Below are 23,763 nucleotides of genomic sequence, written 5' to 3'. Positions count from 1 at the left end.
GCAGCCAGGGACGCTCCGCGTCCCAGCCGAAGCGGACGCGGAGCGTCCGGGGAGGCATTCCCACGCAGAGCGTGGGAACGATCATCGGAACACGCCCCATGACCAGTCCAACCCCCTGCTACCACTGCGCCCTGCCCGTCCCGGCCGGCAGCCGCTTCACCGCTGCCGTCCTCGGTGAAACCCGCGAGTTCTGCTGCCCGGGTTGTCAGGCCGTGGCCGAAGCCATCGTGGCCGGCGGACTGGAAACCTATTACCAGCATCGCAGCGAGTCATCGGCCAACCCCGAAGCGCTGCCAGTGCAGTTGGTGGATGAACTGGCGCTGTACGACCGCGCCGATGTGCAACAACCCTTTGTCCGCCACGAAGGCGAACTCGCCGAAACCACCCTGTTGATGGAAGGCATCAGTTGCGCCGCCTGCGGCTGGTTGATCGAGAAACACCTGCGTGCCTTGCCAGCGGTGGCCGAAGCACGCTTGAACCTGTCCAACCATCGCCTGCACGTGCGCTGGGCCGACGCGCAATTACCATTGAGTCAGGTGCTCAGCGAATTGCGTCACATCGGTTACGCCGCCCACCCTTATCAGGCCGACCGCGCCAGTGAACAACTGGCCAGCGAAAACCGCCTGGCCTTGCGCCAACTCGGGGTCGCCGGGCTGCTGTGGTTCCAGGCGATGATGGCAACCATGGCCACCTGGCCGGAATTCAACATTGACCTCAGCCCCGAACTGCACACCATCCTGCGCTGGGTCGCGCTGTTTCTGACCACCCCGATCGTGTTCTACAGCTGCGCACCATTCTTCAAAGGCGCGATGCGCGACTTGCGCACCCGTCACCTGACCATGGACGTTTCGGTGTCGCTGGCGATCGGCAGTGCCTATATCGCCGGGATCTGGACCTCGATCACCGGGGTCGGCGAGCTGTATTTCGATGCGGTAGGGATGTTTGCGCTATTCCTGCTGGCCGGGCGTTATCTGGAACGTCGCGCCCGGGAACGCACCGCTGCCGCGACCGCACAGCTGGTCAATCTGTTGCCCGCTTCCTGCCTGCGGCTGGGTGCCGATGGCCAGAGCGAGCGGATTCTGCTCAGCGAGTTGCGCGTGGGCGATCAGGTGCTGGTACATCCCGGTTCGATTCTGCCGGCCGACGGCAAGATCCTCGACGGTCAATCGAGCATCGACGAATCCCTGCTCACCGGCGAATACTTGCCACAACCACGGACCCCGGGCGATGCCGTCACCGCCGGCACCTTGAACGTCGAAGGTGCGCTGACCGTGGAAGTCCTGGCGCTGGGGCAGGACACGCGACTGTCGGCCATCGTCCGCCTGCTGGATCGCGCCCAGGCCGAAAAGCCAAGACTGGCGGAAATCGCCGACCGCGCCGCCCAATGGTTTTTGCTGTTGTCACTTATCGCGGTGGCCGCCATTGGCCTGCTGTGGTGGGAACTGGACTCTTCGCGAGCCTTCTGGATTGTCCTGGCGATGCTCGTTGCCACGTGCCCATGCGCCTTGTCACTGGCCACTCCAACCGCCCTCACCGCCGCCACCGGCACGCTGCACAAGCTCGGTCTGTTGTTGACGCGCGGCCATGTGCTGGAAGGCCTGAACCAGATCGACACGGTGATTTTCGACAAGACCGGCACCCTCACCGAAGGTCGCCTGGCCTTGCGTTCGATCCGGCCGCTTGGGGCCCTGACCAGCGATCAATGCCTGAGCCTCGCCGCCGCCCTGGAAAACCGTTCCGAGCACCCGATCGCCCGAGCCTTTGGCCGCGCACCGCTGGCCGCCGAAGAAGTTCACAGCACGCCGGGCCTGGGTCTGGAGGGGTTGGTCGGCGCACAACGCCTGCGCATTGGCCAGCCAGGGTTTGTCTGCGAACTCAGCGGCGCTCAGACGCCAGTAATGCTCGATGAACCCGGCCAATGGCTGTTGCTCGGCGACAGCCAAGGGCCGCTGGCATGGTTCGTACTCGATGACCGTTTACGCGCCGACGCACCCGCCCTGCTGGCGGCCTGCAAGGCTCGCGGCTGGCGCACGTTGCTGCTGTCCGGCGACAGCTCGCCGATGGTCGCCAGCGTCGCTGCCGAATTGGGCATCGACGAGGCCCGTGGCGGTTTGCGTCCGGACGATAAACTGCAGGTGCTGCAACAGCTGCACAAGGAAGGCCGCAAGGTGTTGATGCTCGGTGACGGGGTCAACGATGTGCCGGTGCTGGCCGCCGCCGACATCAGCGTGGCGATGGGGTCGGCCACCGATCTGGCGAAAACCAGTGCCGACGCGGTGCTGCTGTCGAACCGACTCGACGCGCTGGTGCAAGCCTTCAGCCTGGCTCGTCGTACCCGTCGGGTCATCATCGAGAACTTGCTGTGGGCAGCGCTGTACAATGGCCTCATGCTGCCGTTCGCTGCCCTTGGCTGGATCACTCCGGTATGGGCCGCGGTCGGCATGTCGATCAGTTCGTTGACCGTGGTGCTGAATGCCCTGCGCCTGACTCGCCTGCCGAGCGCGCCGGCTGCCGGCACCACGCCAGAAACCCGCCCGCTGCCGGCCTGAGCCGCGCGGGCATGGAGTCCAGATGCCAGCTCTCTACGTGATGATCCCGGCCGCGCTGCTGATCGTGGCCATCGCTATCTATATCTTCTTCTGGGCGGTCGACAGCGGTCAGTACGACGACCTCGACGGCCCGGCCCACAGCATTCTGTTCGACGATCAGGACCCGAACCACAAGGCAGCGGTCGACGAGGCCAGCGGCCATCCGGCCAAACCGGACGACAAGGCGCCGCCCCATGCTTGAGTTGGCGCCACTGTTGGTGTCTGCGCTGATCCTCGGCCTGCTCGGTGGCGGGCATTGCCTGGGCATGTGCGGCGGCTTGATGGGCGCGTTGACCCTGGCGATCCCCAAGGAACAACGCAGCCGACGCTTTCGACTATTGCTGGCCTACAACCTGGGGCGAATTCTCAGCTACGCTGCCGCCGGTCTTCTGATCGGCCTGGCCGGCTGGGCCGTGGCCAATAGCCCGGCGGCGATGTTCATGCGCATCCTCGCCGGACTGCTGCTGATCGCCATGGGTCTGTACCTGGCCGGTTGGTGGAGCGGCCTGACCCGCATCGAAAGCCTCGGCCGTGGCCTGTGGCGGCATATCCAGCCGGTGGCCAACACACTATTGCCCGTGTCGAACCTGCCCCGCGCCCTGCTACTGGGCGCACTGTGGGGCTGGCTGCCATGTGGGCTGGTTTACAGCACATTGCTGTGGTCGGCGAGCCAGGGCAATGCACTGGACAGTGCGTTGCTGATGCTGGCATTCGGGCTGGGTACCTGGCCGGTGCTGCTCGCCACAGGGCTGGCTGCCGAGCGTGTCACGGCGTTGTTGCGCAAACGCAGCGTCCGCATGACCGGTGGCTTGCTGGTGATGGTGTTCGGCATCTGGACCTTACCGGGGCCGCATCAACATTGGCTCATGGGGCATTAGATCGGCAGTGGCCCCATCGCGGGCAAGACTCGCTCCTACAGGAGTTCGCGATCCCTTGTAGGAGCGAGGCTTGCCCGCGAAGAGGCCCTCACTGACACCACAAATCCCGACCCTTGATGCAAATCAAGATGCCCCAACGCCGCCCCCCCTAGACTCGCCGACACTGCCAGCCTATCCGGGGGAATGCCCGCATGCTCGACGCCATTCGTTGGGACACAGATCTGATCCGCCGTTATGACTTGGCGGGACCGCGCTATACCTCGTACCCGACCGCCGTGCAATTCGACAGCCAGGTCGGCACCTTCGACCTGTTTCATGCCCTTCGCGACAGCCGCAAGGCCCTGCGGCCGCTGTCGCTGTATGTGCATGTGCCGTTCTGCGCGAACATTTGCTACTACTGCGCCTGCAACAAAGTCATCACCAAGGACCGTGGCCGCGCCCTGCCCTATTTGCAGCGCCTGGAACAGGAAATCCAGCTGATTGCCTGCCACCTCGACCCCTCGCAAAAAGTCGAGCAACTGCATTTCGGCGGCGGCACACCGACCTTTCTCAGCCACGACGAACTGCGCCAGTTGATGGCGAAGCTGCGCAAGCATTTCAATTTGCTGGACGACGATTCCGGCGACTACGGCATTGAGATCGATCCTCGCGAAGCTGATTGGTCGACCATGGGCCTGCTCCGGGAACTGGGCTTCAACCGAGTCAGCATAGGCGTTCAAGACCTCGACCCGGCGGTACAACGGGCGGTCAATCGCTTGCAAAGCCTGGAAGAAACCCGTGCGGTGATCGACGCTGCCCGAACCCTGCAATTTCGCTCGATCAACATCGATCTGATCTACGGCCTGCCGAAACAGACACCCGAAAGCTTCGCCCGCACCGTCGACGAAGTCATCAGCCTGCAACCGGATCGGCTCTCGGTGTTCAACTACGCCCATCTGCCGGAACGCTTCATGCCGCAACGGCGGATCAACGGCAATGATCTACCGGCGCCGACACAGAAGCTGGAAATGCTCCAGCGCACCATCGAACAACTGACGGCCGCCGGTTACCGCTACATCGGGATGGACCATTTCGCCCTGCCCGATGATGAATTGGCGATTGCTCAGGAAGAATCGACCCTGCAACGTAACTTCCAGGGCTATACCACCCACGGTCATTGCGATTTGATCGGCCTGGGGGTATCGGCCATCAGCCAGATCGGCGATTTGTACTGCCAGAACAGCAGTGATCTGAACCAGTACCAGAATGCGTTGGCCAGCGCACAGCTGGCCACCAGCCGTGGTCTGCTGTGCAACGCCGATGACCGCCTGCGACGTGCGGTCATCCAACAACTGATCTGCACTTTCGGCCTGGAATTCGCCCAGATCGAACAAGCCTTCAACATCGACTTTCAGGGTTACTTCGGCGAACTCTGGCCACAGTTGCAGGAAATGGCCGACGACGGACTGATCGAACTTGATAACGAACGGATTACCGTACTGCCCGCCGGACGATTGCTGGTGCGTTCGGTGTGCATGGTGTTCGACGCGTACCTGGAACAGCAAAATCGCCAGCGGTTTTCACGGGTTATCTAGCCATCAGCTCACTGGCCGGTCTGCGAAACGCTGATTTTACGACCCTGCGACAAAATCGCCGCGTGCCTGAATGTCCTCCTGTGGGTTACCCTTACAGCTTATGTGTGTTTTCCCACAAGGATCAAAGAAAATGTCCGAGCCAGTAAAGCTGCGCGCTCATAGTCAGGCCCATTGCAAGGATTGCAGCCTGGCTCCGCTCTGCCTGCCACTTTCTCTGAATCTGGAAGACATGGAAGCGCTGGACGATATCGTCAAACGTGGTCGCCCGCTGAAAAAAGGCGAGTTCCTGTTTCGCCAGGGCGACACGTTCGATTCCGTTTATGCAGTACGCTCCGGCGCCCTGAAGACTTTCAGCCTGAGCGATGGCGGTGAAGAGCAGATCACTGGCTTCCATTTGCCGAGTGAACTGGTCGGCCTGTCGGGCATGGACACTGAAAAGCACCCGGTCTCGGCGCAAGCCCTGGAAACCACCTCGGTGTGCGAAATCCCTTTCGATCGCCTCGACGAACTGGCCCTGCAACTGCCACAACTGCGCCGTCAGTTGATGCGGGTGATGAGCCGCGAGATTCGCGACGATCAGCAAATGATGTTGCTGCTGTCGAAGAAAACCGCCGACGAGCGCATCGCCACTTTCCTGGTCAACCTGTCGGCACGTTTCCGCGCCCGGGGCTTCTCGGCCAACCAGTTCCGGTTGAGCATGTCGCGCAACGAAATCGGCAATTACCTCGGCCTGGCGGTGGAAACCGTGTCCCGGGTATTCACCCGCTTCCAGCAAAACGAACTGATTGCGGCCGAGGGCAAGGAAATCCACATCCTCGATCCGATCCAGCTCTGCGCCCTGGCCGGCGGTTCGCTCGAAGGCTGATAGCAACGATTGCGGCTGAGCGAAACGGTTCAGCCGCCGCTATACTGCGACGTTTGCAGCCCGCCAGGACACTTCGACGATGGTCTTCGACTCCTTCGACATCAAATCCCTGATCCGCCCCGTGATCGACTTCCCCAAGCCGGGCGTGATCTTTCGCGACATCACTCCGTTGTTCCAGTCACCCACGGCCCTGCGCCTGGTGATGGACAGCTTTGCCCATCGTTACGTCGAAGCCGACTTCACCCACATCGGTGCCATGGATGCCCGTGGCTTTCTGATCGGATCGATCCTGGCCTATCAGCTGAACAAACCGCTGGTGCTGTTCCGCAAACAGGGCAAACTGCCGGCCGACGTGCTGGCCGAGGGTTATCAGACCGAGTACGGCGAAGCCTTTCTCGAAGTCCATGCCGACAGCCTGTGTGAGGGTGATGCGGTGGTGATGTTCGATGACCTGATCGCCACTGGCGGCACGCTGATCGCGGCGGCGAACCTGATTCGGCGCATGGGCGCGCGGGTGCATGAAGCGGCGGCGATCATTGACTTGCCGGAGCTGGGTGGTTCGCAGCGGCTGGAAGACATGGGGATTCCTACGTTTTGCCTGACGCAGTTTGCCCTTACCGATAAATAAGCAGCGTCTGTACTGACGCCATCGCGGGCAAGCCCGCTCCCACAGTTACTCTCTGTCGTGCACAAAACTTGTGTACACAGAAAATCCCCTGTGGGAGCGGGCTTGCTCGCGAAAGCGTCAGCCGCAACACCGCAAAAACTCAAAGCCCCATCTGCTTACTGATGATCTCGTTCATCACTTCCCGCGTCCCCCCGCCGATCGACAGAATCCGGTTATCCCGGTACAGCCGCTCCACCAGACTGTCACGCATGTAACCCAGACCGCCCAGAATCTGCACCGCATCGGTCGTAATGCGATCAGCCGTGTCAGTGGCAAAATTCTTGGCCATGGAAATCTCCTTGATCACGCTCTGCCCGGCTGCCATTTTCGCTGCCTGACGGTAGGTGAATTCCCGTGACACCTCCAGCGCCGTGGCCATTTCCGCGAGTCGGTGCTTGAGCACCTGGAACTTGCCGATGGGTTTGCCGAAGGCTTCACGCTGACGAGCCCATTTCAGGCTCTCCTCCAGCGCCAACTGCGCGGTCATGTTGGCCATCAGGGCCAGGGCCAGACGCTCGCTCTGGAAGTTGCCCATGATGCAGGCGAAGCCCATGTTCTCGGCCCCGATCAGATGGCCCACCGGCACCCGGCAATCATCAAAAAACAATTCGGCGGTGTCCGACGCCCACCAGCCCATTTTCTTCAACTGGCGACCGACGGTGAAACCGGGTGTGCCCTTCTCGATCAGCAGCAAGCTGATGCCGCCAAACCCAGGCTCGCCGGTGCGCACCGCGACGGTGTAGAAATCCGCGCGAACGCCGCTGGTAATGAAGGTTTTGCTGCCGCTGACCCGGTAAAAGTCGCCGTCACGTACAGCGCGGGTTTGCAGGTTGGCCACATCGGAGCCGCCGCTGGGCTCGGTGACGGCCAGGGCGCTGATCTTCTCGCCCGCCAGCACCTGAGGCACAACGCGATCGCGGACTTCGGGCCTGGCCCACTTGAGGATCGGCGGCAGACCAATGTCCAGCGAGCCCAACCCCGCGACCAGACCACCGGAACCGCAGCGCATCAGCTCTTCACTGGCGGCGATCTTGGCGAACACATCACCTTCGTGGCTGCCGCCCAAGGCTTCGGGATAACCAATGCCCAAAATCCCCGCCGCGCCGGCCTTGAGGTAGAGCTCACGGGGGAAGCTTTCGGCTTCTTCCCACTGGTCGATGTCCGGAAGAATCTCGCGCTCGACGAAACGTCTGACGCTGTCACGGACCAATTGGTGGCTGGGGTCGAAGTATTCCTGAAAGGCAGGCATCGGCGAACTCCATTGAAGGTTCAGCGAAGTTAACCGAGCGCTTGCTTGGTTTTCAATAGAGTTGTGTGAATCAGATGGACCGAGGTGCTTTCTTCGCGGGCAAGCCTCGCTCCTACAGGTTTTGTGTTGTGCCATATATTGTGGACACACCACCAATTCCTGTAGGAGCGAGGCTTGCCCGCGAAGAGGCCTTCAGACACTACAAGGTAATCGGCTTACGTCCGGCAAACGAATGCGCCAACGTCCCGCCGTCCACCAGTTCCAGCTCGCCACCCAACGGCACGCCATGGGCGATGCGCGAGGCGATCAGGCCTTTGTTGCTGAGCAACTGGGCAATGTAATGCGCGGTGGCCTCGCCTTCTACCGTCGGGTTGGTGGCGAGGATGACTTCGGCAAACGTGCCCGCCTCTTCGATCCGCGCCAGCAGTTGTGGAATACCGATGGCGTCCGGCCCTAGCCCGTCGAGCGGCGACAGGTGGCCTTTGAGTACGAAGTAGCGACCGCGGAAACCGGTCTGCTCCACCGCGTAAACATCCATCGGACCTTCCACCACACACAGCAAGGTGTCGTCGCGGCGTGGATCGGCGCATTGCGGGCACAGATCGTCTTCAGTCAGCGTACGGCACAAGCGGCAGTGGCCCACTCCTTCCATGGCCTGGCTCAGCGCCTGGGCCAGTCGCGAACCACCGCTGCGATCACGCTCAAGCAGTTGCAACGCCATGCGCTGGGCAGTTTTCTGACCCACACCCGGCAAAATTCGCAGGGCATCGATCAGTTGGCGAATCAAAGGGCTGAAGCTCATGGGGAAAAGTCCGACATAACAACGAGACGCGGTTTATACCCGCGCCTCTGTTTAGCGTCAAATAGCAGCGTGTCCTTAATCGATGAATCCGGCCGTATAGGGAGCAGACCTTTGTGGTGGTGTCCGGTTCGAAGTTTCGTCAGTTGTACCGAGGTGACTTCATCGCGGGCAAGCCACGCTCCCACAGGATTCAGGTGATCCCTGTGGGAGCGGGCTTGCCCGCGAAGGCTGCCTCACAGGCACCACACTTCCAACAGACAGAAACAAAAATGCCAGGCGCGATGCCTGGCATTTTTTTGTAACCCATCCGACGCGCGTTGGCGAATCAGAATGGCAGTTTCATACCCGGAGGCAATTGCATGCCAGCGGTCACGCCGGACATTTTGTCCTGGCTGTTGGCTTCGATCTTGCGCACGGCGTCGTTAACGGCCGCGGCGAATACCGCCTCCAGCATTTCCTTGTCGTCTTCGCTCAGGCCTTCGACCAGGCTTGGGTCGATGGTCACGCGCTTGACGTCGTGACGACCGGTCATCACCACGGTGACCATGTCGCCGCCGGCTTTACCGGTGACTTCGGCGTTGGCCAGTTCTTCCTGCATCTTGGCCATTTTTTCCTGCATCTGCTGCGCCTGCTTCATCAGGCCGGCCATGCCACCTTTCATCATGGGAATCACCTCAAAAGTACTTGGATAAAAACAGCGCCCGGCGAATGCGGCCAAGCGCCTTCAGTTATTAGTCCTGACTGACCAGGGCCTCGACAGGTTCAATAGTATCGTGACGGACCACCGCCCCGAACTGCTGCATCATTTGCTGGATGAACGGATCGCCGTGGATCGATTCCTCGGCCTCGCGCTGACGGTTGGCACGACGGCGGGATGAGGCCTGAGCCGGGGTTTCCTGCTCGGGCTTGATCAGCTCCATGCTCAGGGTCAGCGTGCGCCCGTGGAACTGGTTCAGTGCATCGTTGAGGCGACGTTGTTGTGTCGCGTTGAACAAGGCGCTGTGGGCCGGGTCCAGGTGCAACAACCAATTGTCGCCATCGACGGCGATCAGCGTGCAGTTGGCGCCGATGCTGGCGGTCATGCCGGACACCGGCAGTTTCGGGAACAACTCCAGCCATTGCAGGGCCAGGCCGGTGGCCGGCATCGCGGCCGGTTCAGGCTCGGGTTCCGGCGCAGGTTCGGCGGTGTGCTCACTGGCCAGTTCGTCGAGATAGCTATAAGCCGAATCCATGTCCGGCTCGATGTAGTCCTCGTCCAGCGGCGGCTCGTCGTCCTGATCCATGCCTGGCGTGGCGGCATCGACTTCGGCCATGGACGGTTCCGGGATCGGCGCAGCGGCCCATTCCGGCGCGTCCGGCACTACGCTGTCCGGCGTCGGCATGGGCATCGGTGGCAATTCGGGTTGTTCGCCAGCCGTTTCCAGCACCGGCTCGACGGCGGGCTGCTGGACAACTTCGGGCTCTACCGGGTCGTTCCACGGCAGATCAACGACTTCTTCGACCGCTACGGGCTCGACAACAGGCTCGGGCTCAGGCGCGACAACGGGCACAGGCACGGAAGCGACCGGCTCAGGCGCAGCCACCGGGACAGGGGCCGGAGCCACCACTGGCGCAATCAGAGCCGGTGTAACGGCCGTAGCAACTACCGGCGCAACGATCGGCGCGGCAGCCACTGAATTTGCGGAATCAACTGTGGCCTGGCTGATCCCCACTGGCTTTAGCGGTTGCCTCGGGGCGTCCTCAGTGTCTGCCGGCCGGAATGCGAGCATTCGCAGCAGGACCATTTCGAAGCCGCCGCGCGGGTCCGGCGCCAGCGGCAAGTCCCGGCGACCGATCAGGCCCATCTGGTAATAGAACTGCACGTCTTCGGCCGGCAATGCCTGGGCCAGAGCCAATACGCGATCACGGTCGCCATGGCCGTTGTCGACGCCTTCAGGCAGGGCCTGGGCGATGGCGACACGGTGCAGCACATTGAGAATTTCCGAGAGCACGCCGTTCCAGTCCGGGCCTTGTTCGGCCAGATGGCGCACCGCTTCGAGCAACGCCTTGGCATCGCCTTCGATCAGCGAATGCAAAACGTCGTAGACCTGGCCGTGATCGAGAGTACCGAGCATGGCCCGCACATCAGCGGCCAGAACCTTGCCTTCACCGAAAGCAATGGCCTGATCGGTCAGGCTCATGGCGTCGCGCATCGAACCGTCGGCGGCGCGGCCCAGCAGCCACAGCGCGTCGTCTTCGAACGGTACGTTCTCGACGCTCAGCACGTGGGTCAAATGCTCGACCACCCGTTCCGGGGTCATGTTCTTCAGGGAGAACTGCAGGCAACGCGAAAGAATCGTTGCAGGAAGTTTCTGCGGATCGGTGGTCGCCAGGATGAACTTGACGTAGGGCGGCGGCTCTTCGAGGGTTTTCAACAGCGCATTAAAGGAATGGCTGGAGAGCATGTGCACTTCGTCGATCAGGTAGACCTTGAAGCGCCCGCGGCTCGGCGCGTACTGCACGTTGTCGAGCAGTTCGCGGGTGTCTTCGACCTTGGTCCGGCTGGCGGCGTCGATCTCGATCAGGTCGACGAAGCGGCCTTCATCGATTTCGCGGCACACCGAGCACTCGCCACAGGGGGTCGAAGTGATACCTGTTTCACAGTTCAGGCATTTGGCGATGATCCGCGCGATGGTGGTCTTGCCGACCCCGCGGGTGCCGGTAAAAAGGTACGCGTGGTGCAGCCGCTGGCTGTCCAAGGCATTGATCAGAGCCTTGAGCACATGGGTCTGGCCGACCATTTCGCCGAACGAGCGCGGACGCCATTTACGTGCAAGAACCTGATAACTCATCGAAAACCGTCGCAACGAAGGAACAGAAGCGGCTAATGCTAGCGGAGCAAGGCCAAAATTGCATCCGGCGCGCTCGTCTATTCTGGCTAAGCTGCACTTTAAGGGCTTTTATTGGCTCAGGTTTGAGCCGTACCGGAGCGTTTATGCGTTTTGCCTTGGGGGCACTGCTGTTGGTCAGCGTGAGCGTCGCGGCCGCCGAGGTGCCGTTGCGCTTTGTCGTGTCCGACAGCTGGGCCATGCCCATGGTGCAGATGGAGCGCGGCCGGCCGACCCAGGGCATCTTGCACGACATGATGATCAGCCTGGCGACTCAGGTCGGCGTGCCGGCTGAGTTTCACATTTTGCCTCGGGCACGGGTGCAGAACGCCATGGAGCACGGCGAAGTCGATGTGCGTTGTTATATCTCAAAATCCTGGCTGCCGAATCAGTCTGGCGACTATATCTGGAGCGTTCCGCTGCTGGTTCAGCGCGACTTGCTGATTGGTCGGCGAGGCTCACCTTCGATCAATCCGGCAGACCTGCTGCAACAGTCAATCGGCACCGTGCGTGGCTATAACTACCCGACCTTGCAACCGCTGTTCGACGCCGACCGGCTGCACCGCGATGACGCGCGCAATCAGGAACAAGTGCTGGAAAAACTGCTGGCCGGACGCTACCGCTACGCGGTGAGCAACCAATGGACCCTGGACTGGTTCAATCAGCGCCTGCTGCCCGATCAGCAGCTGAAAAGCGTAGCGCTGGTGCATGAACAAGCCGTCAGTTGCTACGTGCGCAACGACCCCAAGGTGCCTGTGCAACGCATTCTGGACACGTTGTTGCAAATGAAAATGTCCGGGGAGATCGATGACATCATCCGGCTCTATACCGGTAACCCTGCTGCCAACCAGTAGCAACTGCATGATGGCTCAGGCAATCTGGCCGAGCGTCTGCCATTGCGATGGGGCGACAAACCCCGCCACCCAGCCCGGCACCTCACCGGGCGGCATCGGGCGAGCGATGAAATAGCCTTGAGCGACTTCGCATCCCAGCCGCAACAGCAATTCACCATGCTCAACGCTTTCCAGCCCCTCGGCAATCACCTGCCGGCCGAACGCACGGGCCAGGCCAATCACCGCCGTGGTCAGGGCCAGGTCATCACGATCATTCAGAATGTCGCGCACGAACGACTTATCGATCTTGATGGTTTGGGTGCGTAAACGCTTGAGGTAACTCAGGGACGAGTAACCCGTGCCGAAGTCACCCAGCGAAAACTGCACCCCCAACGCCTGACAGGCCTGCAAACAGGCACTGACATGCTGGATATTCTCGATCGCCACCGACTCGACGATTTCCAGATCGAGCATTTGCGGGGCGACCTGGGCATGCCGAGCGAGTACCTGCCTGAGCCGGTCGACGAAATCGGCGCGCTGAAAATGTCGCGCCGCGATATTGATACTGACCGGCCAGCCCTGCCCCGCTTGCTGCCAACGGTGCAACTGCGAAAGAACCTGGTCCATTACCCATTCACCGATATCGATGATCAGGTCGGTGTCCTCTACCAGTGGCAAAAACTCCCGGGGTGGCACCATGCCGTTTTGCGGGTGCTCCCAACGCAACAACGCCTCGAAACCAACGACCACGCCACGGCGCATGTTCACTTTGGGCTGAAAATGCAAACGTAACTCACCGGCGAGCAGCGCCTGACGCACCCGCTCGACGGTCTGGTGAGTGGCCTTGACCTCCTGATCCCGAGAGACATCGAATAGATGAAAGCGGTTTCGCCCGCTCTGCTTGGCCACGTACATCGCCTGATCGGCATGACGCAGCAGGGTTTCGGCATCTTCGTTGTCGTGGGGAAACAGGGTGACGCCGATACTGGCAAACACATTGATATCTTTGCCGTGCAGTGTGTAAGGCGCCGATATCGCCCCCAACACACGATTCAGCGCCGCGCGCAATTCCGGCAGATCACGCACATAACGCAACACCAGCACGAACTCGTCACCGGCCAGTCTCGCCACCACGTCTTCGCCGCGCACAATGTCGCGCAAACGCTTGGCCACCTCCACCAGCAACATATCGCCACTGGCGTGACCATAACCGTCGTTGACCGCCTTGAACCCGTCGAGGTCAAGCATGCATACCGCCAACGGAATATTTTCATGCCGGGAGAATTCCAGCGCCTGATCCAGCAAATCCGACAGGAACGCGCGATTGGGCAGTCCGGTCAGCACGTCATGCCCGACCCGCCATTGCAAGGATTGCAGGAGTTGGCGTTTTTCGCTGATATCGAAACGAATCGACAGGTATCGATCAATGCGCCCCGTGGCGTCGTCAAGCACCGGCACCATGGTGCTGTCGACCCAATACAGGCTGCCATCCTTGGCGCGATTACAGATCTCGCCCTTCCAGATATTGCCCAAGGCGATGGTGCGCCACATGGCGGCGAAGAAATCGGCGCAATGCAGGCCGGAATTCAGCAGGCGATGGTTCTGCCCCAGCAGTTCCTCACGACTGTAGCCGGACACGGCGCAGAATTGATCGTTGACATAGGTAATCCGGCCGTTCAGATCGGTCTCGGAAAAAATCGCGGCGGCATCCACGGCCCTGCGGTATTTCTCATCCATGAGTCAGGCTCACTGTCGCTAGCGGTGGTACCGCTCGACCAGCGCAGGATGCCCGGAAGAGATGTTTTGAGACGTACTGCGCAGAGACACGTTATCACTCCATGAACAGCATTTGATGGCCCCCGGACCGCCGAAGATCCAGGGCAAAGTAACGACTCCGACTCTGGTAATATTTCGCCAGGCTTCAGACCGCCAGCGGCCTCTGCGCATACCCGACAGGGAACGCAATGCTGGCTGTTTCATATCGCCTAAACTTCAGAAAGCAGATCACCCAAAACCCTTCGAAGCGGCGATTCTACGAAATGCATCACATTTTGCAAAGCAAGGTGATGGATCATGCAGTTGCCTAATGCAAAAATCTATCGTTAAGTTCTTGATTCTAAATGGGAATTGAGCGATGCAAATTTCAAGTTTGGGTCCGGCCATCCGACGCTACCGTAAGGTCGCAGGGCTTACTCAGGCTGAACTCGGCGAAAAAACCGGTTTTGACCCCAAAACCATCAGTCGCTTCGAAACCGGCACCTATACCCCCAGCGTGGAAGCATTGTTCTTGCTTGCCGACGTGCTGGGCGTGAAGCTGAAAGCCTTTTTCGCAGATCTGGAAGACGAAGATGAACAGCGGGCATACCTGTTCAGCGTCATACACAAAGCCACCCCGAAGGATCTGGGAAAGCTGATCGCAGCGGTTGACCAGGCCTTGTCCAAGCCTTAGTGCCAGTAAATGAAAAAAGGAGGCCGACCTGTCGAATGCGACAGATCAGCCTCCTTTTTATATCCCGTTCTTTAATTCGGAAACGACGAAACACCGCCCTGGATGAGCTCCATGGCAGAACAAAACAGTATTTTTAAATAGAAAACACGAAAGAGGGTTCGTGTTGCGTTATGGAGGCAACCCCACCAGCCACACCCCGGCACACAATGTTCCCGCTGTGGCTGCTCCCTTCCGGGTCTGACCAGGTTCACGGGTAATCGTTGCGGGGGGACCGATGGGGTCACCATAACGACGCTCACCTGACGGCGAGCCGCGCCATTGTACCTATCTGAGACGAAGTTACAACCGTTCGTGCGGATTAAAAAATATGAGCCGCTTCAAGGACCTGCGGTGATCCTGAAAAGATCGCAGCCTGCGGCAGCTCCTACATTGGGTCGGCGTACACCTGTAGGAGCTGCCGCAGGCTGTGATCTTTTGATCCTATTGCGCCAACACCTCATCCGCCCTGCCACCCTCTTGCTGGATCACCAGGTGAATGAAGTGCAGCTTGGTAATCACCGTCGGCGGCAGGACGAACGGATAGAAATCCGGCTGGCCCATGCTGCGTGACAACTCGTTGAGCATGCCGGCCAGTTCGATCCACGCATTGACGAACGACAGGAACGCCGGGCCGCCGGGGTGCTGCGGGTCGAATAGTGTGCTCGGCGGAAACGGCTGGTAATCGAAATCCATTTCCCGGGCACTCATGCCAAACCCCAGGGCGGTGTCCACTGCATCCATCATGTGCAGGTAGTGAGCCCAGGTTTCGGCCCAGTCTTCCCAAGGGTGCATGGTCGCGTAGGCGCTGACGTAATGTTGCTGCCAGTCCAGCGGCGCGCCTTGCTGATAATGCCGTTCAAGGGCCTCGGCGTAGCTTGCTTGCTCGTCACCGAACAGATCGCGAAACGGTTCCAGCCAATGACTGTTGGCGACCAAGCGGTCCCAGTAGTAATGCCCTACCTCGTGACGAAAGTGCCCGAGCAGCGTGCGATAAGGTTCGTGCATCTGCACGCGCACCTGCTCGCGATGGGCGTCGTCGGCTTCCTTTATATCGAGGGTGATCAGACCGTTGGCATGCCCGGTGGTCGGCGGTTTGCCTTCGAGGTCGATACCGATGAAGTCGAAGGCCAGACCAATGTCTTCGTCCATGGATTTCGGAATGACTGACAAGCCCAGGCTGATCAACTGCGCTACCAGACGACGCTTGGCGATTTCCACTTTGCGCCAGCGCTCGTGGTTCTCGGGGATCGACAGGTCGGGGATGGTGCGATTCAGGCTACAGGCAATGCATAACGCATCGTGATCATTGGCCGCCAGCAGCCAGTTGCATGCGGCCGGAGAGTCGAGATTGGCGCAGCGGCGGAACACCCCTGCGTCAGGATCGGCGTCGAGCAACCAGGTATCCACTTGCGGGCCGGCTTGCAGCGAAGACAAGCGACTCTGCTGGGACTGATAGCCCAGCGCTGCCGAACAGGCCAGGCACTGACTGTTGCGAAAGAACAGCGACTGCCCGCAGCGGCAATGCCAGACCTTGCTGTTGCGCGAACGCTCACCCATGAAGGGCGCGGCGATGCGTGAACTGAGCTGTTCGAAGAAGCGGTACATGGCGATCTCTCCCTGGGGCCTGCGAAGACTAGATCATTCTTGTACCGTGATCGTTCCCACAAATGAACACACCTGTGTGGGGCCGAGCTTTTGTGGCGAGAGGGCTTGCCCCCGTTGAGCTGCGCAGCGGCCCCAAAACCGCCAACCGCATTTTTCAGGCATACCGTGCAAGCAGGTCTTGCGACGGCTTCGCCGCCGAACGGGGGCAAGCCCCCTCGCCACAGGTCTCTGTTAGATCGAGATGTTGTATTCCTTCAGACGCGCCACAAACGCCTCTTCATCCAGCACCTTCAACCCCAGCTCATTGGCCTTGGCCAGCTTCGATCCCGCACCCGGGCCGGCGACCACGCAATGGGTCTTGGCCGACACGGAACCGGCCACCTTGGCGCCGAGGCTTTCAAGCTTGTCCTTGGCCACATCGCGACTCATCAGCTCCAGCGAACCGGTCAGCACCCAGGTCTGCCCGGCCAGCGGCAACCCTTCGACAACCTTTTTCTCGCTCTGCCAATGCATGCCGAAATCACGCAGCTGCTTTTCAGCCGCCTCGGCGACCTGACGATTTTCCGTGCCCGCAAAGAACTCGCGAACCGAAGTCGCCTGTTTCTCCGGCAGCGCCTGACGCATGCCCAGCCAATCAGCACTCATAACCGCTTCGAGCGAGCCGAACTTGTCGGCAAGCTTCTGCGCCCCGCCCGGCCCGACCGAAGGAATGTGCAATTTGTCGAGGAAACCGCCCAACGTGGTACTGGCGGCAAATTCGGCACCCAGCTCGCCCTGATCCTGAATCTGCAGGCCGTGCTTGAGCAGATCCTTGATCACCTGCCGGTTATGCGCGTCTTCAAAGAAGCTGTGAATCTCGTGAGCCACTTCCAGCCCGACATCCGGCAAGTACGTGAGTACTTGCGGCAACGCCTGCTGAACCCGCTCCAGCGAGCCGAGAGAGCGCGCGAGGACCTTGGCCGTCTCTTCGCCGACATCGGGAATGCCCAAGGCGTAGATAAATCGCGCCAGACTCGGCTGCTTGCTGTCTTCGATAGCACCGAGCAGGTTCTTGCTCGACAGCTCGGCAAAGCCTTCCAGGTCGACGATCTGCTCGAACGTCAGGGCATAGAGGTCAGCCGGCGAACTCACCAAGCCTTCGTCCACCAGTTGCTCGACGCTCTTCTCGCCCAGCCCTTCAATGTCCATGGCGCGGCGCGAGACAAAGTGAATGATCGCTTGCTTGAGTTGCGCACCGCAGGCCAGACGCCCGACGCAGCGATACACCGCACCTTCGCTGATGGTTTCGCGACCCTTGCTGCGCTTGACCAGTTGCGTGCGCTCGACATGGGAACCGCAGACCGGGCACTGCTCGGGAATCTGCACCGGCCGGGCATTCTCTGGGCGGCGTTCGGTGACCACTTGCACCACTTGCGGAATCACATCACCGGCGCGACGGATGATCACCGTATCGCCGATCATCAGGCCCAACCGCGCAACTTCATCCATGTTATGCAAAGTCGCATTGGCCACGGTGACGCCCGCGACCCTGACCGGTTTCAAGCGCGCCACCGGCGTCACGGCACCGGTGCGACCCACCTGGAATTCCACATCAAGCAGTTCGGTGAGCTCTTCCATGGCCGGGAATTTGTGGGCAATCGCCCAGCGCGGTTCGCGAGCGCGGAAACCCAGTTCACGCTGGGAAGCAATGCTGTTGACCTTGAACACCACGCCGTCGATTTCATACTGGAGCGCATTGCGGCGCTCACCGATGTCGCGGTAGTAATCCAGGCATTCTTCAATGCCATGCGCCAATTTCAGCTCATGACTGATCGGCATCCCCCAGGCTTTGAGTTGCTGCAGATTGCCAATGTGCGTGTCGGCAATATCGGCCGAAATCTGGCCGATGCCGTAGCAGCAGAATTCCAGCGGACGGTTGGCGGTGATCTTCGAATCCAGCTGGCGCAAACTGCCCGCCGCCGCGTTACGCGGGTTGGCGAAGGTCTTGCCGCCGACTTCCAGTTGCGTGGCGTTGAGTCGCTCGAAACCGGCCTTGGACATGAAGACTTCGCCGCGCACTTCCAGGGTCGCCGGCCAGCCGGCGCCATGCAGCTTGAGCGGGATATTGCGCACGGTGCGCACGTTGACGCTGATGTCTTCACCGGTGGTGCCGTCGCCGCGGGTGGCGCCGCGCACCAGCACACCGTCCTGATACAGCAGACTGACCGCCAGGCCATCGAGCTTGGGTTCGCAGCTGTACTCCACCGCCGCGCCACCGCCGAACAAGTCGCCGACCGGCAGGTCCAGCCCTTCCGTCACCCGGCGATCGAATTCGCGCATGTCGGTTTCTTCGAAGGCGTTGCCCAGGCTGAGCATCGGCACTTCATGACGCACCTGAGTGAACGCCGACAACGCCGCGCTGCCGACACGCTGGGTCGGCGAGTCGCTGGTGATCAATTCGGGATGGGCCGCTTCGAGGGCCTTGAGCTCATGGAACAAGCGATCGTATTCGGCGTCCGGAATGCTGGGTTCGTCCAGCACGTGGTAGCGATAGTTGTGCTGATCGAGCTCGGCGCGCAGCTCTAGAATGCGGTTTTTGGCGGCGGTCATGGGTGTTCTCTCATAAAGCAAAAGAGCAGCCGAGGCTGCTCCTATCTCATCTCATCAAGCTCAAGAGATCGCAGCCTCGTTTCACTCGACAGCTCCTACAGTAAATCGCGAACCCTGTAGGAGCTGTCGAGTGAAACGAGGCTGCGATCTTTTGACTTTAACGCTTCTGGGTCAATGCGCGACGCTCGAATTCAACGATGCGCTGACGGTAGTGCTCAATCGTTTGGGCGGTCAACACGCTGCGCTGGTCGTCTTTCAGTTCGCCGTTCAGCTCCTGGGACAGTTTGCGTGCCGCAGCCACCATCACGTCGAAGGCTTGCTTCGGATGACGCGGGCCTGGCAGGCCGAGGAAGAAGCTCACTGCCGGGGTGCTGAAATGATCGATGTCATCCAGATCGAAGACGCCCGGTTTGACCGCATTGGCCATGGAGAACAGGACTTCGCCGTTACCGGCCATGCTTTCGTGACGGTGGAAAATGTCCATCTCGCCGAAACGCAGACCGCTTTCCAGAATGTTCTGCAACAGTGCCGGGCCCTTGAAACCGGCCGGGTCACGGCAGATCACGCTGATCACCAGCACTTCTTCGGCTTGCGGCTGTTCTTTCTCGGCCGAGCTGGCGGGCTTGGTGTCATCCGGGAAATCGTCGTCACGGCTGTTGAAGCTAGGGCCGCCGTCCAGATCCAGGCTGAGATTCATGTCGCCCTGAGAAGGCTCGCCATGACCACGTTTGCCGCGCTTGGAACCCGACTCGCGAGGTTCACGGGCAGGCATGCTCACCGACGGCAGATCATGCTCGTCCAGTTGCGGTTCTTTATGGTTATCCAGCACACGAGGCGGGCCCAACAGCTCGGCGCTGGTGTCCTCGTCCGGCAGATTGGACAAACTTCGGTCAAGACGGAATTTCAGTTTTCCCTTGCCGCCGCGCATGCGACGCCAGCCATCGAAAAGAATACCGGCAATGACAATAATGCCGATGACGATCAGCCACTCGCGCAGACCGATTTCCATGTAATCCCGTGCCTCTATAAAAAATGCTGAAAAATAAGGGGTTTACATTGTGTAAACCGCTTTAAAACGTGGCGCCAACTCTATGTTCTGACAGGCGTTTTGCCCACGTATACGAAAAATTGACATTAAACTAGCACGACCAAAGGCAACTTTACACCGTCTGTCACAGTGGCTTGCGCGAATTATGTCGATTGGCCAGCAAGTCAAGGCAGGTAAAAAGCCCTACAGCTCAAAAATACCTGCCCTACAAGCAACGACTCAGGCGTCCACCATGGCCATCGCCTCCTCCACATCCACTGCCACCAGACGCGAGCAACCGGGTTCGTGCATCGTTACCCCCATCAATTGATCGGCCATTTCCATGGCGATCTTGTTGTGGGTGATATAGATGAACTGCACCGTCTGCGACATCTCTTTGACCAGCCGTGCGTAGCGTCCAACGTTAGCGTCATCCAATGGCGCGTCAACCTCATCGAGCATGCAGAACGGCGCCGGATTCAACTTGAAGATGGCAAAAACCAGGGCCAATGCAGTCAGGGCTTTTTCACCACCGGAGAGCAAATGGATGGTGCTGTTCTTCTTTCCTGGCGGCTGCGCCATGATCGTCACCCCTGTATCGAGTAGATCTTCGCCCGTCAGTTCCAAATACGCGCGTCCTCCACCGAAAACTTTTGGGAAAAGGGCCTGTAAACCGCCATTGATCTGATCAAAGGTATCTTTGAAGCGGTTTCGGGTTTCCTTGTCGATCTTGCGAATCACGTTCTCGAGCGTGTCCAGCGCTTCCACCAAATCGTCGTTCTGAGCATCCAGATAACGTTTACGCTCGGATTGTTGCTGGTATTCATCGATAGCCGCGAGGTTGATCGCGCCGAGGCGCTGAATTCGCGCGGCAATGCGCTCGAGTTCTTCTTCGGCGTCTTTCTCGTTGGCTTCAGCCACCAGCGTGGCGAGCACGCCATGAAGGTCGTAACCGTCTTCCAGCAGTTGATCTTCAAGAGCCTTGCGACGCACGGTCAGGGCTTGCCATTCCATGCGCTGCGTTTCCATCTGGCCGCGTATCAATTGCGATTGTTGTTCAGCCTGATTGCGGCGTTTTTCGGCGTCACGCAGTTCGCGATCGGCATCTTCCAAGGCCATTTGCGCGGTCTTGAGTTCTTCGTCAACCGTCATGCGCTTGTCGAGTAACTCTTCGAGCTTCAGACGCAGTTCTTCCAGTGGCGCCTCGCCCTCTTCCAAATTGAGACTGAGCTGTTCGCGCTTCTCGGTCAGGCGCTCGGACTGCATTTCCAGCCGTTCGAGGGCCTGACGAGTGGAGTCGTGTTGCGCCTTCAGCGAACCGAGGCGCACCGCCAATTGATGCGCATGATCCTTGTGCTGCCGAGCCTCCTGACGCACCCGATCAAGTCGCTCGCGCAAGCTGTCCCGCTGAGCCAGCAGCAACTCGCGCTGCTCGGTGTCCAGCGCCATGCTGTCGAGGGCTTCCTGCAACTGCAGGCGCGCTTCGCCGATGTTTTCGTGTTCCAGGGCGCGCTGTTCGCTCAACTCGGTAAGTTCTTCATCGAGACGGGTGCGGCGCAAGGTCAACTGCTCGACCTTGGCTTTGCCGGCGGACAACTGGGCTTTCAATTCGCCTTGCTGACGGGCTTCGTCTTGCAGCAAACGACGCAAATGTTCGCGACCGTTTTCCTGCTGACGCTGTTGCGCCCGCAGGTTTTGCAATTGAGTTTCGAGGGTTTCGACCGTGGCTTCGCGCTCTTCGCGTTCAAGGCCCAAGCGCTGGATTTCCTGGCCACGGGCGAGCACGCCGCTTTCCGCTTCGCTAGCCCGGCGCACACGCAAAAAGTGTCGGCCGACCCAGTAACCGTCGCGGCTGATCAGGCTTAGCCCGGCGGCCAATTGCCCGCGCAACGCCAAGGCTTGCTCAAGGCTGTCGACCGGTTTGACCTGCCCCAGCCATGGCGACAAATCAATCTGCGCCTCGACCTTGTCGAGCAAACTGCCGGGCATGCGCACGCCATCGGTAGCCGGGCTGAGCAGGCGCAAATCGCCTTGGGCAAACCCGGCCAGATCGAAGTCACCGAAGTCATCCACCAGCACCGCTTGCAGGTCGGCGCCGAGCACGGTTTCCACCGCCAGCTCCCAACCGGCCTCGACCTTCAGGCCTTCGGCCAGACGCGGACGATCCGCCAGGTGCTGTTCGCGCAGCCATTCGGCGGTGCCGGTACCCGGATCGAGCGCGGCTTGCTGCAAGGCTTCCAACGACGCCAGTCGACCGTTGAGCCGCTGCAAATCACCTTGGGCTTGCTGCTGCGCCGAGAGCGCTTGCTGCAGTTCCTGACGCAGTTGCTCGAGGCGCTCGACCTGAGCCTCTTCGCTGGCCTGCAAGTCTTCGAGCGTGGCCTCGGACGCAGCCAATTGCTCGCTGAGTTCCATGATCGCCGCGTCTTCCGGGTCCGCCGACAGCAACGCACGCTCTTCGCCAAGACGTTTCTGACGATCGGCCAAACGTTCCATGCTGGTTTCCAGCTGCTGGATTCGCGACTGCTGAACTTCAGACTGACGGCGTGGCTCGGCGGCAGTGAGGTTGAACGTGTCCCACTGCTCCTGCCAACCGTGCATGGTGGTTTCGGATTCTTCGAGCGCCGCAGCAGCTTCTTCGGCGGCGGCGCTGGTGACTTCCTGTTCCGGCGTGAGCATGTCCAGCTCTTCGCCCAAGGTCAGCAGCAAGGTGCGGTCGTGGCCCAAGTGAGACTCGGTTTCCAGCCGCGCGCGCTCGGCTTCCTTCAAGTCGTCCTGCAACTGACGCAAGCGCTGCTGACCGTGTTGAATGCTCTGCTCGACCCGGGCGATGTCACCACCGACCGAATAAAAACGCCCCTGCACCAGATTGAAGCGCTCGGACAGATCGTGATGACCGTCACGCAGGCGTTCGATGGCCGCGTCGGCATTGCGTTGCTCGGCCACCAGCGCTTCGAAGGTGACTTCCTGAGTGCCGATGATCGACTCGCGCTGGCCGACCTGTTCGTTCAACGCCTGCCAGCGCAGGGCCGACAGCTGGGCCTTGAGCTGGCGCTCTTCGCCTTTGTATTCCTGATACTTCTTGGCGGCCTCGGCCTGGCGGTGCAAGCGTTCAAGCTGACGCTCGAGCTCTTCGCGCAGGTCGGTCAGGCGGGCAAGGTTTTCATGGGTGCGACGAATACGGTTTTCAGTCTCGCGCCGACGTTCCTTGTACTTGGAAATACCGGCGGCTTCTTCGATGAAATTGCGCAGGTCTTCGGGCTTGGACTCGATCAGCTTGGAGATCATCCCCTGCTCGATAATCGAATAGCTGCGCGGGCCGAGGCCGGTCCCCAGAAAGATGTCGGTGATATCGCGGCGACGGCATTTGGTGCCGTTGAGGTAGTAGGTGGTCTGGCTGTCGCGGGTTACTTTGCGGCGAATGGAAATTTCCGCATAGGCGGCCCATTCGCCGAGCAGGGTGCCGTCGGAGTTATCGAACACCAGCTCAATGCTGGCCTGGCTCACCGGTTTACGGCTGGTCGAGCCGTTGAAGATGACGTCGGTCATCGACTCGCCGCGCAAGTTCTTGGCCGAGCTCTCGCCCATCACCCAACGCACGGCGTCGATGATGTTCGACTTGCCGCAGCCATTGGGGCCGACCACGGCCGCCATGTTACTGGGGAAGTTCACCGTGGTCGGGTCGACGAAGGATTTGAACCCCGCCAGTTTGATGCACTTGAGCCGCACGC

17 protein-coding genes and 1 other RNA gene are annotated in these 23,763 nt (G+C 60.3%); 8 read left to right on the top strand and 10 right to left on the bottom strand.

Annotated elements, in window-relative coordinates:
• Positions 1-98 precede the first annotated feature (98 nt).
• The 6 genes from F6R97_RS25410 to F6R97_RS25385 all read left to right on the top strand — a co-directional run bounded on the left by F6R97_RS25410 (position 99) and on the right by F6R97_RS25385 (position 6,533).
• A complete protein-coding gene (locus F6R97_RS25410; RefSeq protein WP_315867263.1) occupies positions 99-2,549 on the top strand; it encodes a heavy metal translocating P-type ATPase in 2,451 nt (816 codons plus the stop codon).
• Positions 2,550-2,571: 22 nt separating this feature from the next.
• Positions 2,572-2,790, top strand: a complete 219-nt coding sequence (ccoS, locus tag F6R97_RS25405; RefSeq protein ID WP_007905420.1) for a cbb3-type cytochrome oxidase assembly protein CcoS — start codon at positions 2,572-2,574, stop codon at positions 2,788-2,790.
• On the top strand, positions 2,783-3,466 hold the full coding sequence (locus F6R97_RS25400) for a sulfite exporter TauE/SafE family protein (RefSeq protein ID WP_007933361.1): 684 nt from the start codon (positions 2,783-2,785) through the stop codon (positions 3,464-3,466). Before ccoS ends, F6R97_RS25400 begins: the two co-directional genes overlap by 8 nt.
• Before the next feature lie 191 nt (positions 3,467-3,657).
• A complete protein-coding gene (gene hemN / locus F6R97_RS25395; RefSeq protein WP_048394474.1) occupies positions 3,658-5,040 on the top strand; it encodes an oxygen-independent coproporphyrinogen III oxidase in 1,383 nt (460 codons plus the stop codon).
• A gap of 130 nt (positions 5,041-5,170) precedes the next feature.
• The gene (gene fnr / locus F6R97_RS25390; RefSeq protein WP_038979949.1) at positions 5,171-5,905 is read left to right on the top strand and encodes a fumarate/nitrate reduction transcriptional regulator Fnr; all 735 of its coding nucleotides are present in this window, start codon (positions 5,171-5,173) and stop codon (positions 5,903-5,905) included.
• Positions 5,906-5,984: 79 nt separating this feature from the next.
• Positions 5,985-6,533 (top strand): adenine phosphoribosyltransferase, encoded by a 549-nt coding sequence (locus F6R97_RS25385; RefSeq protein ID WP_007905416.1) that lies wholly within the window; start codon positions 5,985-5,987, stop codon positions 6,531-6,533.
• A gap of 139 nt (positions 6,534-6,672) precedes the next feature.
• Here F6R97_RS25385 and F6R97_RS25380 read toward each other — a convergent pair whose 3' ends face one another.
• The 4 genes from F6R97_RS25380 to dnaX form a co-directional block, all read right to left on the bottom strand.
• Entirely contained in the window at positions 6,673-7,821 is a 1,149-nt protein-coding gene (locus F6R97_RS25380; RefSeq protein ID WP_315867262.1) for an acyl-CoA dehydrogenase family protein, read from the bottom strand.
• A 199-nt stretch (positions 7,822-8,020) separates the two neighbouring features.
• Positions 8,021-8,623 carry a recombination mediator RecR gene (recR, locus tag F6R97_RS25375; protein ID WP_038979946.1) on the bottom strand — a complete coding sequence of 201 codons (603 nt, stop codon included), beginning with the start codon at positions 8,621-8,623 and terminating at the stop codon, positions 8,021-8,023.
• 325 nt (positions 8,624-8,948) lie between these two features.
• On the bottom strand, positions 8,949-9,287 hold the full coding sequence (locus F6R97_RS25370) for a YbaB/EbfC family nucleoid-associated protein (protein ID WP_007905413.1): 339 nt from the start codon (positions 9,285-9,287) through the stop codon (positions 8,949-8,951).
• A gap of 67 nt (positions 9,288-9,354) precedes the next feature.
• On the bottom strand, positions 9,355-11,454 hold the full coding sequence (gene dnaX / locus F6R97_RS25365; RefSeq protein WP_050682466.1) for a DNA polymerase III subunit gamma/tau: 2,100 nt from the start codon (positions 11,452-11,454) through the stop codon (positions 9,355-9,357).
• 143 nt (positions 11,455-11,597) lie between these two features.
• On the opposite strand from dnaX, the gene F6R97_RS25360 reads away from it, so the two are divergent.
• Positions 11,598-12,344, top strand: a complete 747-nt coding sequence (locus tag F6R97_RS25360) for a transporter substrate-binding domain-containing protein (protein WP_315867261.1) — start codon at positions 11,598-11,600, stop codon at positions 12,342-12,344.
• Positions 12,345-12,359: 15 nt separating this feature from the next.
• On the opposite strand, the gene F6R97_RS25355 is transcribed toward F6R97_RS25360, so the two are convergent.
• Positions 12,360-14,060: a putative bifunctional diguanylate cyclase/phosphodiesterase gene (locus F6R97_RS25355; protein ID WP_038979943.1), complete on the bottom strand. Its 1,701-nt coding sequence runs from the start codon at positions 14,058-14,060 to the stop codon at positions 12,360-12,362.
• A gap of 397 nt (positions 14,061-14,457) precedes the next feature.
• Here F6R97_RS25355 and F6R97_RS25350 point away from each other — a divergent pair, with 397 nt between their 5' ends.
• The gene (locus F6R97_RS25350) at positions 14,458-14,772 is read left to right on the top strand and encodes a helix-turn-helix domain-containing protein (RefSeq protein WP_038979942.1); all 315 of its coding nucleotides are present in this window, start codon (positions 14,458-14,460) and stop codon (positions 14,770-14,772) included.
• 180 nt (positions 14,773-14,952) lie between these two features.
• Here F6R97_RS25350 and ffs read toward each other — a convergent pair.
• From ffs to smc, 5 genes are all read right to left on the bottom strand, one after another.
• Positions 14,953-15,049, bottom strand: an RNA gene (gene ffs, locus F6R97_RS25345) — signal recognition particle sRNA small type.
• A 203-nt stretch (positions 15,050-15,252) separates the two neighbouring features.
• Positions 15,253-16,416: a putative zinc-binding metallopeptidase gene (locus F6R97_RS25340; RefSeq protein ID WP_048394468.1), complete on the bottom strand. Its 1,164-nt coding sequence runs from the start codon at positions 16,414-16,416 to the stop codon at positions 15,253-15,255.
• A gap of 231 nt (positions 16,417-16,647) precedes the next feature.
• Positions 16,648-19,005: an NAD-dependent DNA ligase LigA gene (ligA, locus tag F6R97_RS25335; protein ID WP_315867260.1), complete on the bottom strand. Its 2,358-nt coding sequence runs from the start codon at positions 19,003-19,005 to the stop codon at positions 16,648-16,650.
• Positions 19,006-19,162: 157 nt separating this feature from the next.
• Positions 19,163-20,014 carry a cell division protein ZipA gene (zipA, locus tag F6R97_RS25330; protein WP_038979939.1) on the bottom strand — a complete coding sequence of 284 codons (852 nt, stop codon included), beginning with the start codon at positions 20,012-20,014 and terminating at the stop codon, positions 19,163-19,165.
• A 258-nt stretch (positions 20,015-20,272) separates the two neighbouring features.
• On the bottom strand, positions 20,273-23,761 hold the full coding sequence (gene smc / locus F6R97_RS25325) for a chromosome segregation protein SMC (protein WP_315867259.1): 3,489 nt from the start codon (positions 23,759-23,761) through the stop codon (positions 20,273-20,275).
• Between the last annotated feature and the right edge of the window lie 2 nt (positions 23,762-23,763).

Source organism: Pseudomonas sp. JV414 (assembly GCF_032424305.1).
GTDB lineage: Bacteria > Pseudomonadota > Gammaproteobacteria > Pseudomonadales > Pseudomonadaceae > Aquipseudomonas > Aquipseudomonas lini.
The sequence above is the reverse complement of the archived record's forward strand: the minus strand, read 5'-3'. Positions and strand labels throughout refer to the sequence as shown.

What these genes read in the sequence shown, in the direction of transcription:
- F6R97_RS25410 (WP_315867263.1), top strand. Translation starts at nt 99, where the DNA reads ATGACCAGTCCAACCCCCTGCTACCACTGCGCCCTGCCCGTCCCGGCC.
- F6R97_RS25370 (WP_007905413.1), bottom strand. Translation starts at nt 9,287, where the DNA reads ATGATGAAAGGTGGCATGGCCGGCCTGATGAAGCAGGCGCAGCAGATG.
- F6R97_RS25340 (WP_048394468.1), bottom strand. Translation starts at nt 16,416, where the DNA reads ATGTACCGCTTCTTCGAACAGCTCAGTTCACGCATCGCCGCGCCCTTC.
- F6R97_RS25400 (WP_007933361.1), top strand. Translation starts at nt 2,783, where the DNA reads ATGCTTGAGTTGGCGCCACTGTTGGTGTCTGCGCTGATCCTCGGCCTG.
- recR (WP_038979946.1), bottom strand. Translation starts at nt 8,623, where the DNA reads ATGAGCTTCAGCCCTTTGATTCGCCAACTGATCGATGCCCTGCGAATT.
- F6R97_RS25350 (WP_038979942.1), top strand. Translation starts at nt 14,458, where the DNA reads ATGCAAATTTCAAGTTTGGGTCCGGCCATCCGACGCTACCGTAAGGTC.
- fnr (WP_038979949.1), top strand. Translation starts at nt 5,171, where the DNA reads ATGTCCGAGCCAGTAAAGCTGCGCGCTCATAGTCAGGCCCATTGCAAG.
- hemN (WP_048394474.1), top strand. Translation starts at nt 3,658, where the DNA reads ATGCTCGACGCCATTCGTTGGGACACAGATCTGATCCGCCGTTATGAC.
- zipA (WP_038979939.1), bottom strand. Translation starts at nt 20,014, where the DNA reads ATGGAAATCGGTCTGCGCGAGTGGCTGATCGTCATCGGCATTATTGTC.
- F6R97_RS25360 (WP_315867261.1), top strand. Translation starts at nt 11,598, where the DNA reads ATGCGTTTTGCCTTGGGGGCACTGCTGTTGGTCAGCGTGAGCGTCGCG.
- dnaX (WP_050682466.1), bottom strand. Translation starts at nt 11,454, where the DNA reads ATGAGTTATCAGGTTCTTGCACGTAAATGGCGTCCGCGCTCGTTCGGC.
- F6R97_RS25355 (WP_038979943.1), bottom strand. Translation starts at nt 14,060, where the DNA reads ATGGATGAGAAATACCGCAGGGCCGTGGATGCCGCCGCGATTTTTTCC.
- F6R97_RS25380 (WP_315867262.1), bottom strand. Translation starts at nt 7,821, where the DNA reads ATGCCTGCCTTTCAGGAATACTTCGACCCCAGCCACCAATTGGTCCGT.
- ccoS (WP_007905420.1), top strand. Translation starts at nt 2,572, where the DNA reads ATGCCAGCTCTCTACGTGATGATCCCGGCCGCGCTGCTGATCGTGGCC.
- F6R97_RS25385 (WP_007905416.1), top strand. Translation starts at nt 5,985, where the DNA reads ATGGTCTTCGACTCCTTCGACATCAAATCCCTGATCCGCCCCGTGATC.
- ligA (WP_315867260.1), bottom strand. Translation starts at nt 19,005, where the DNA reads ATGACCGCCGCCAAAAACCGCATTCTAGAGCTGCGCGCCGAGCTCGAT.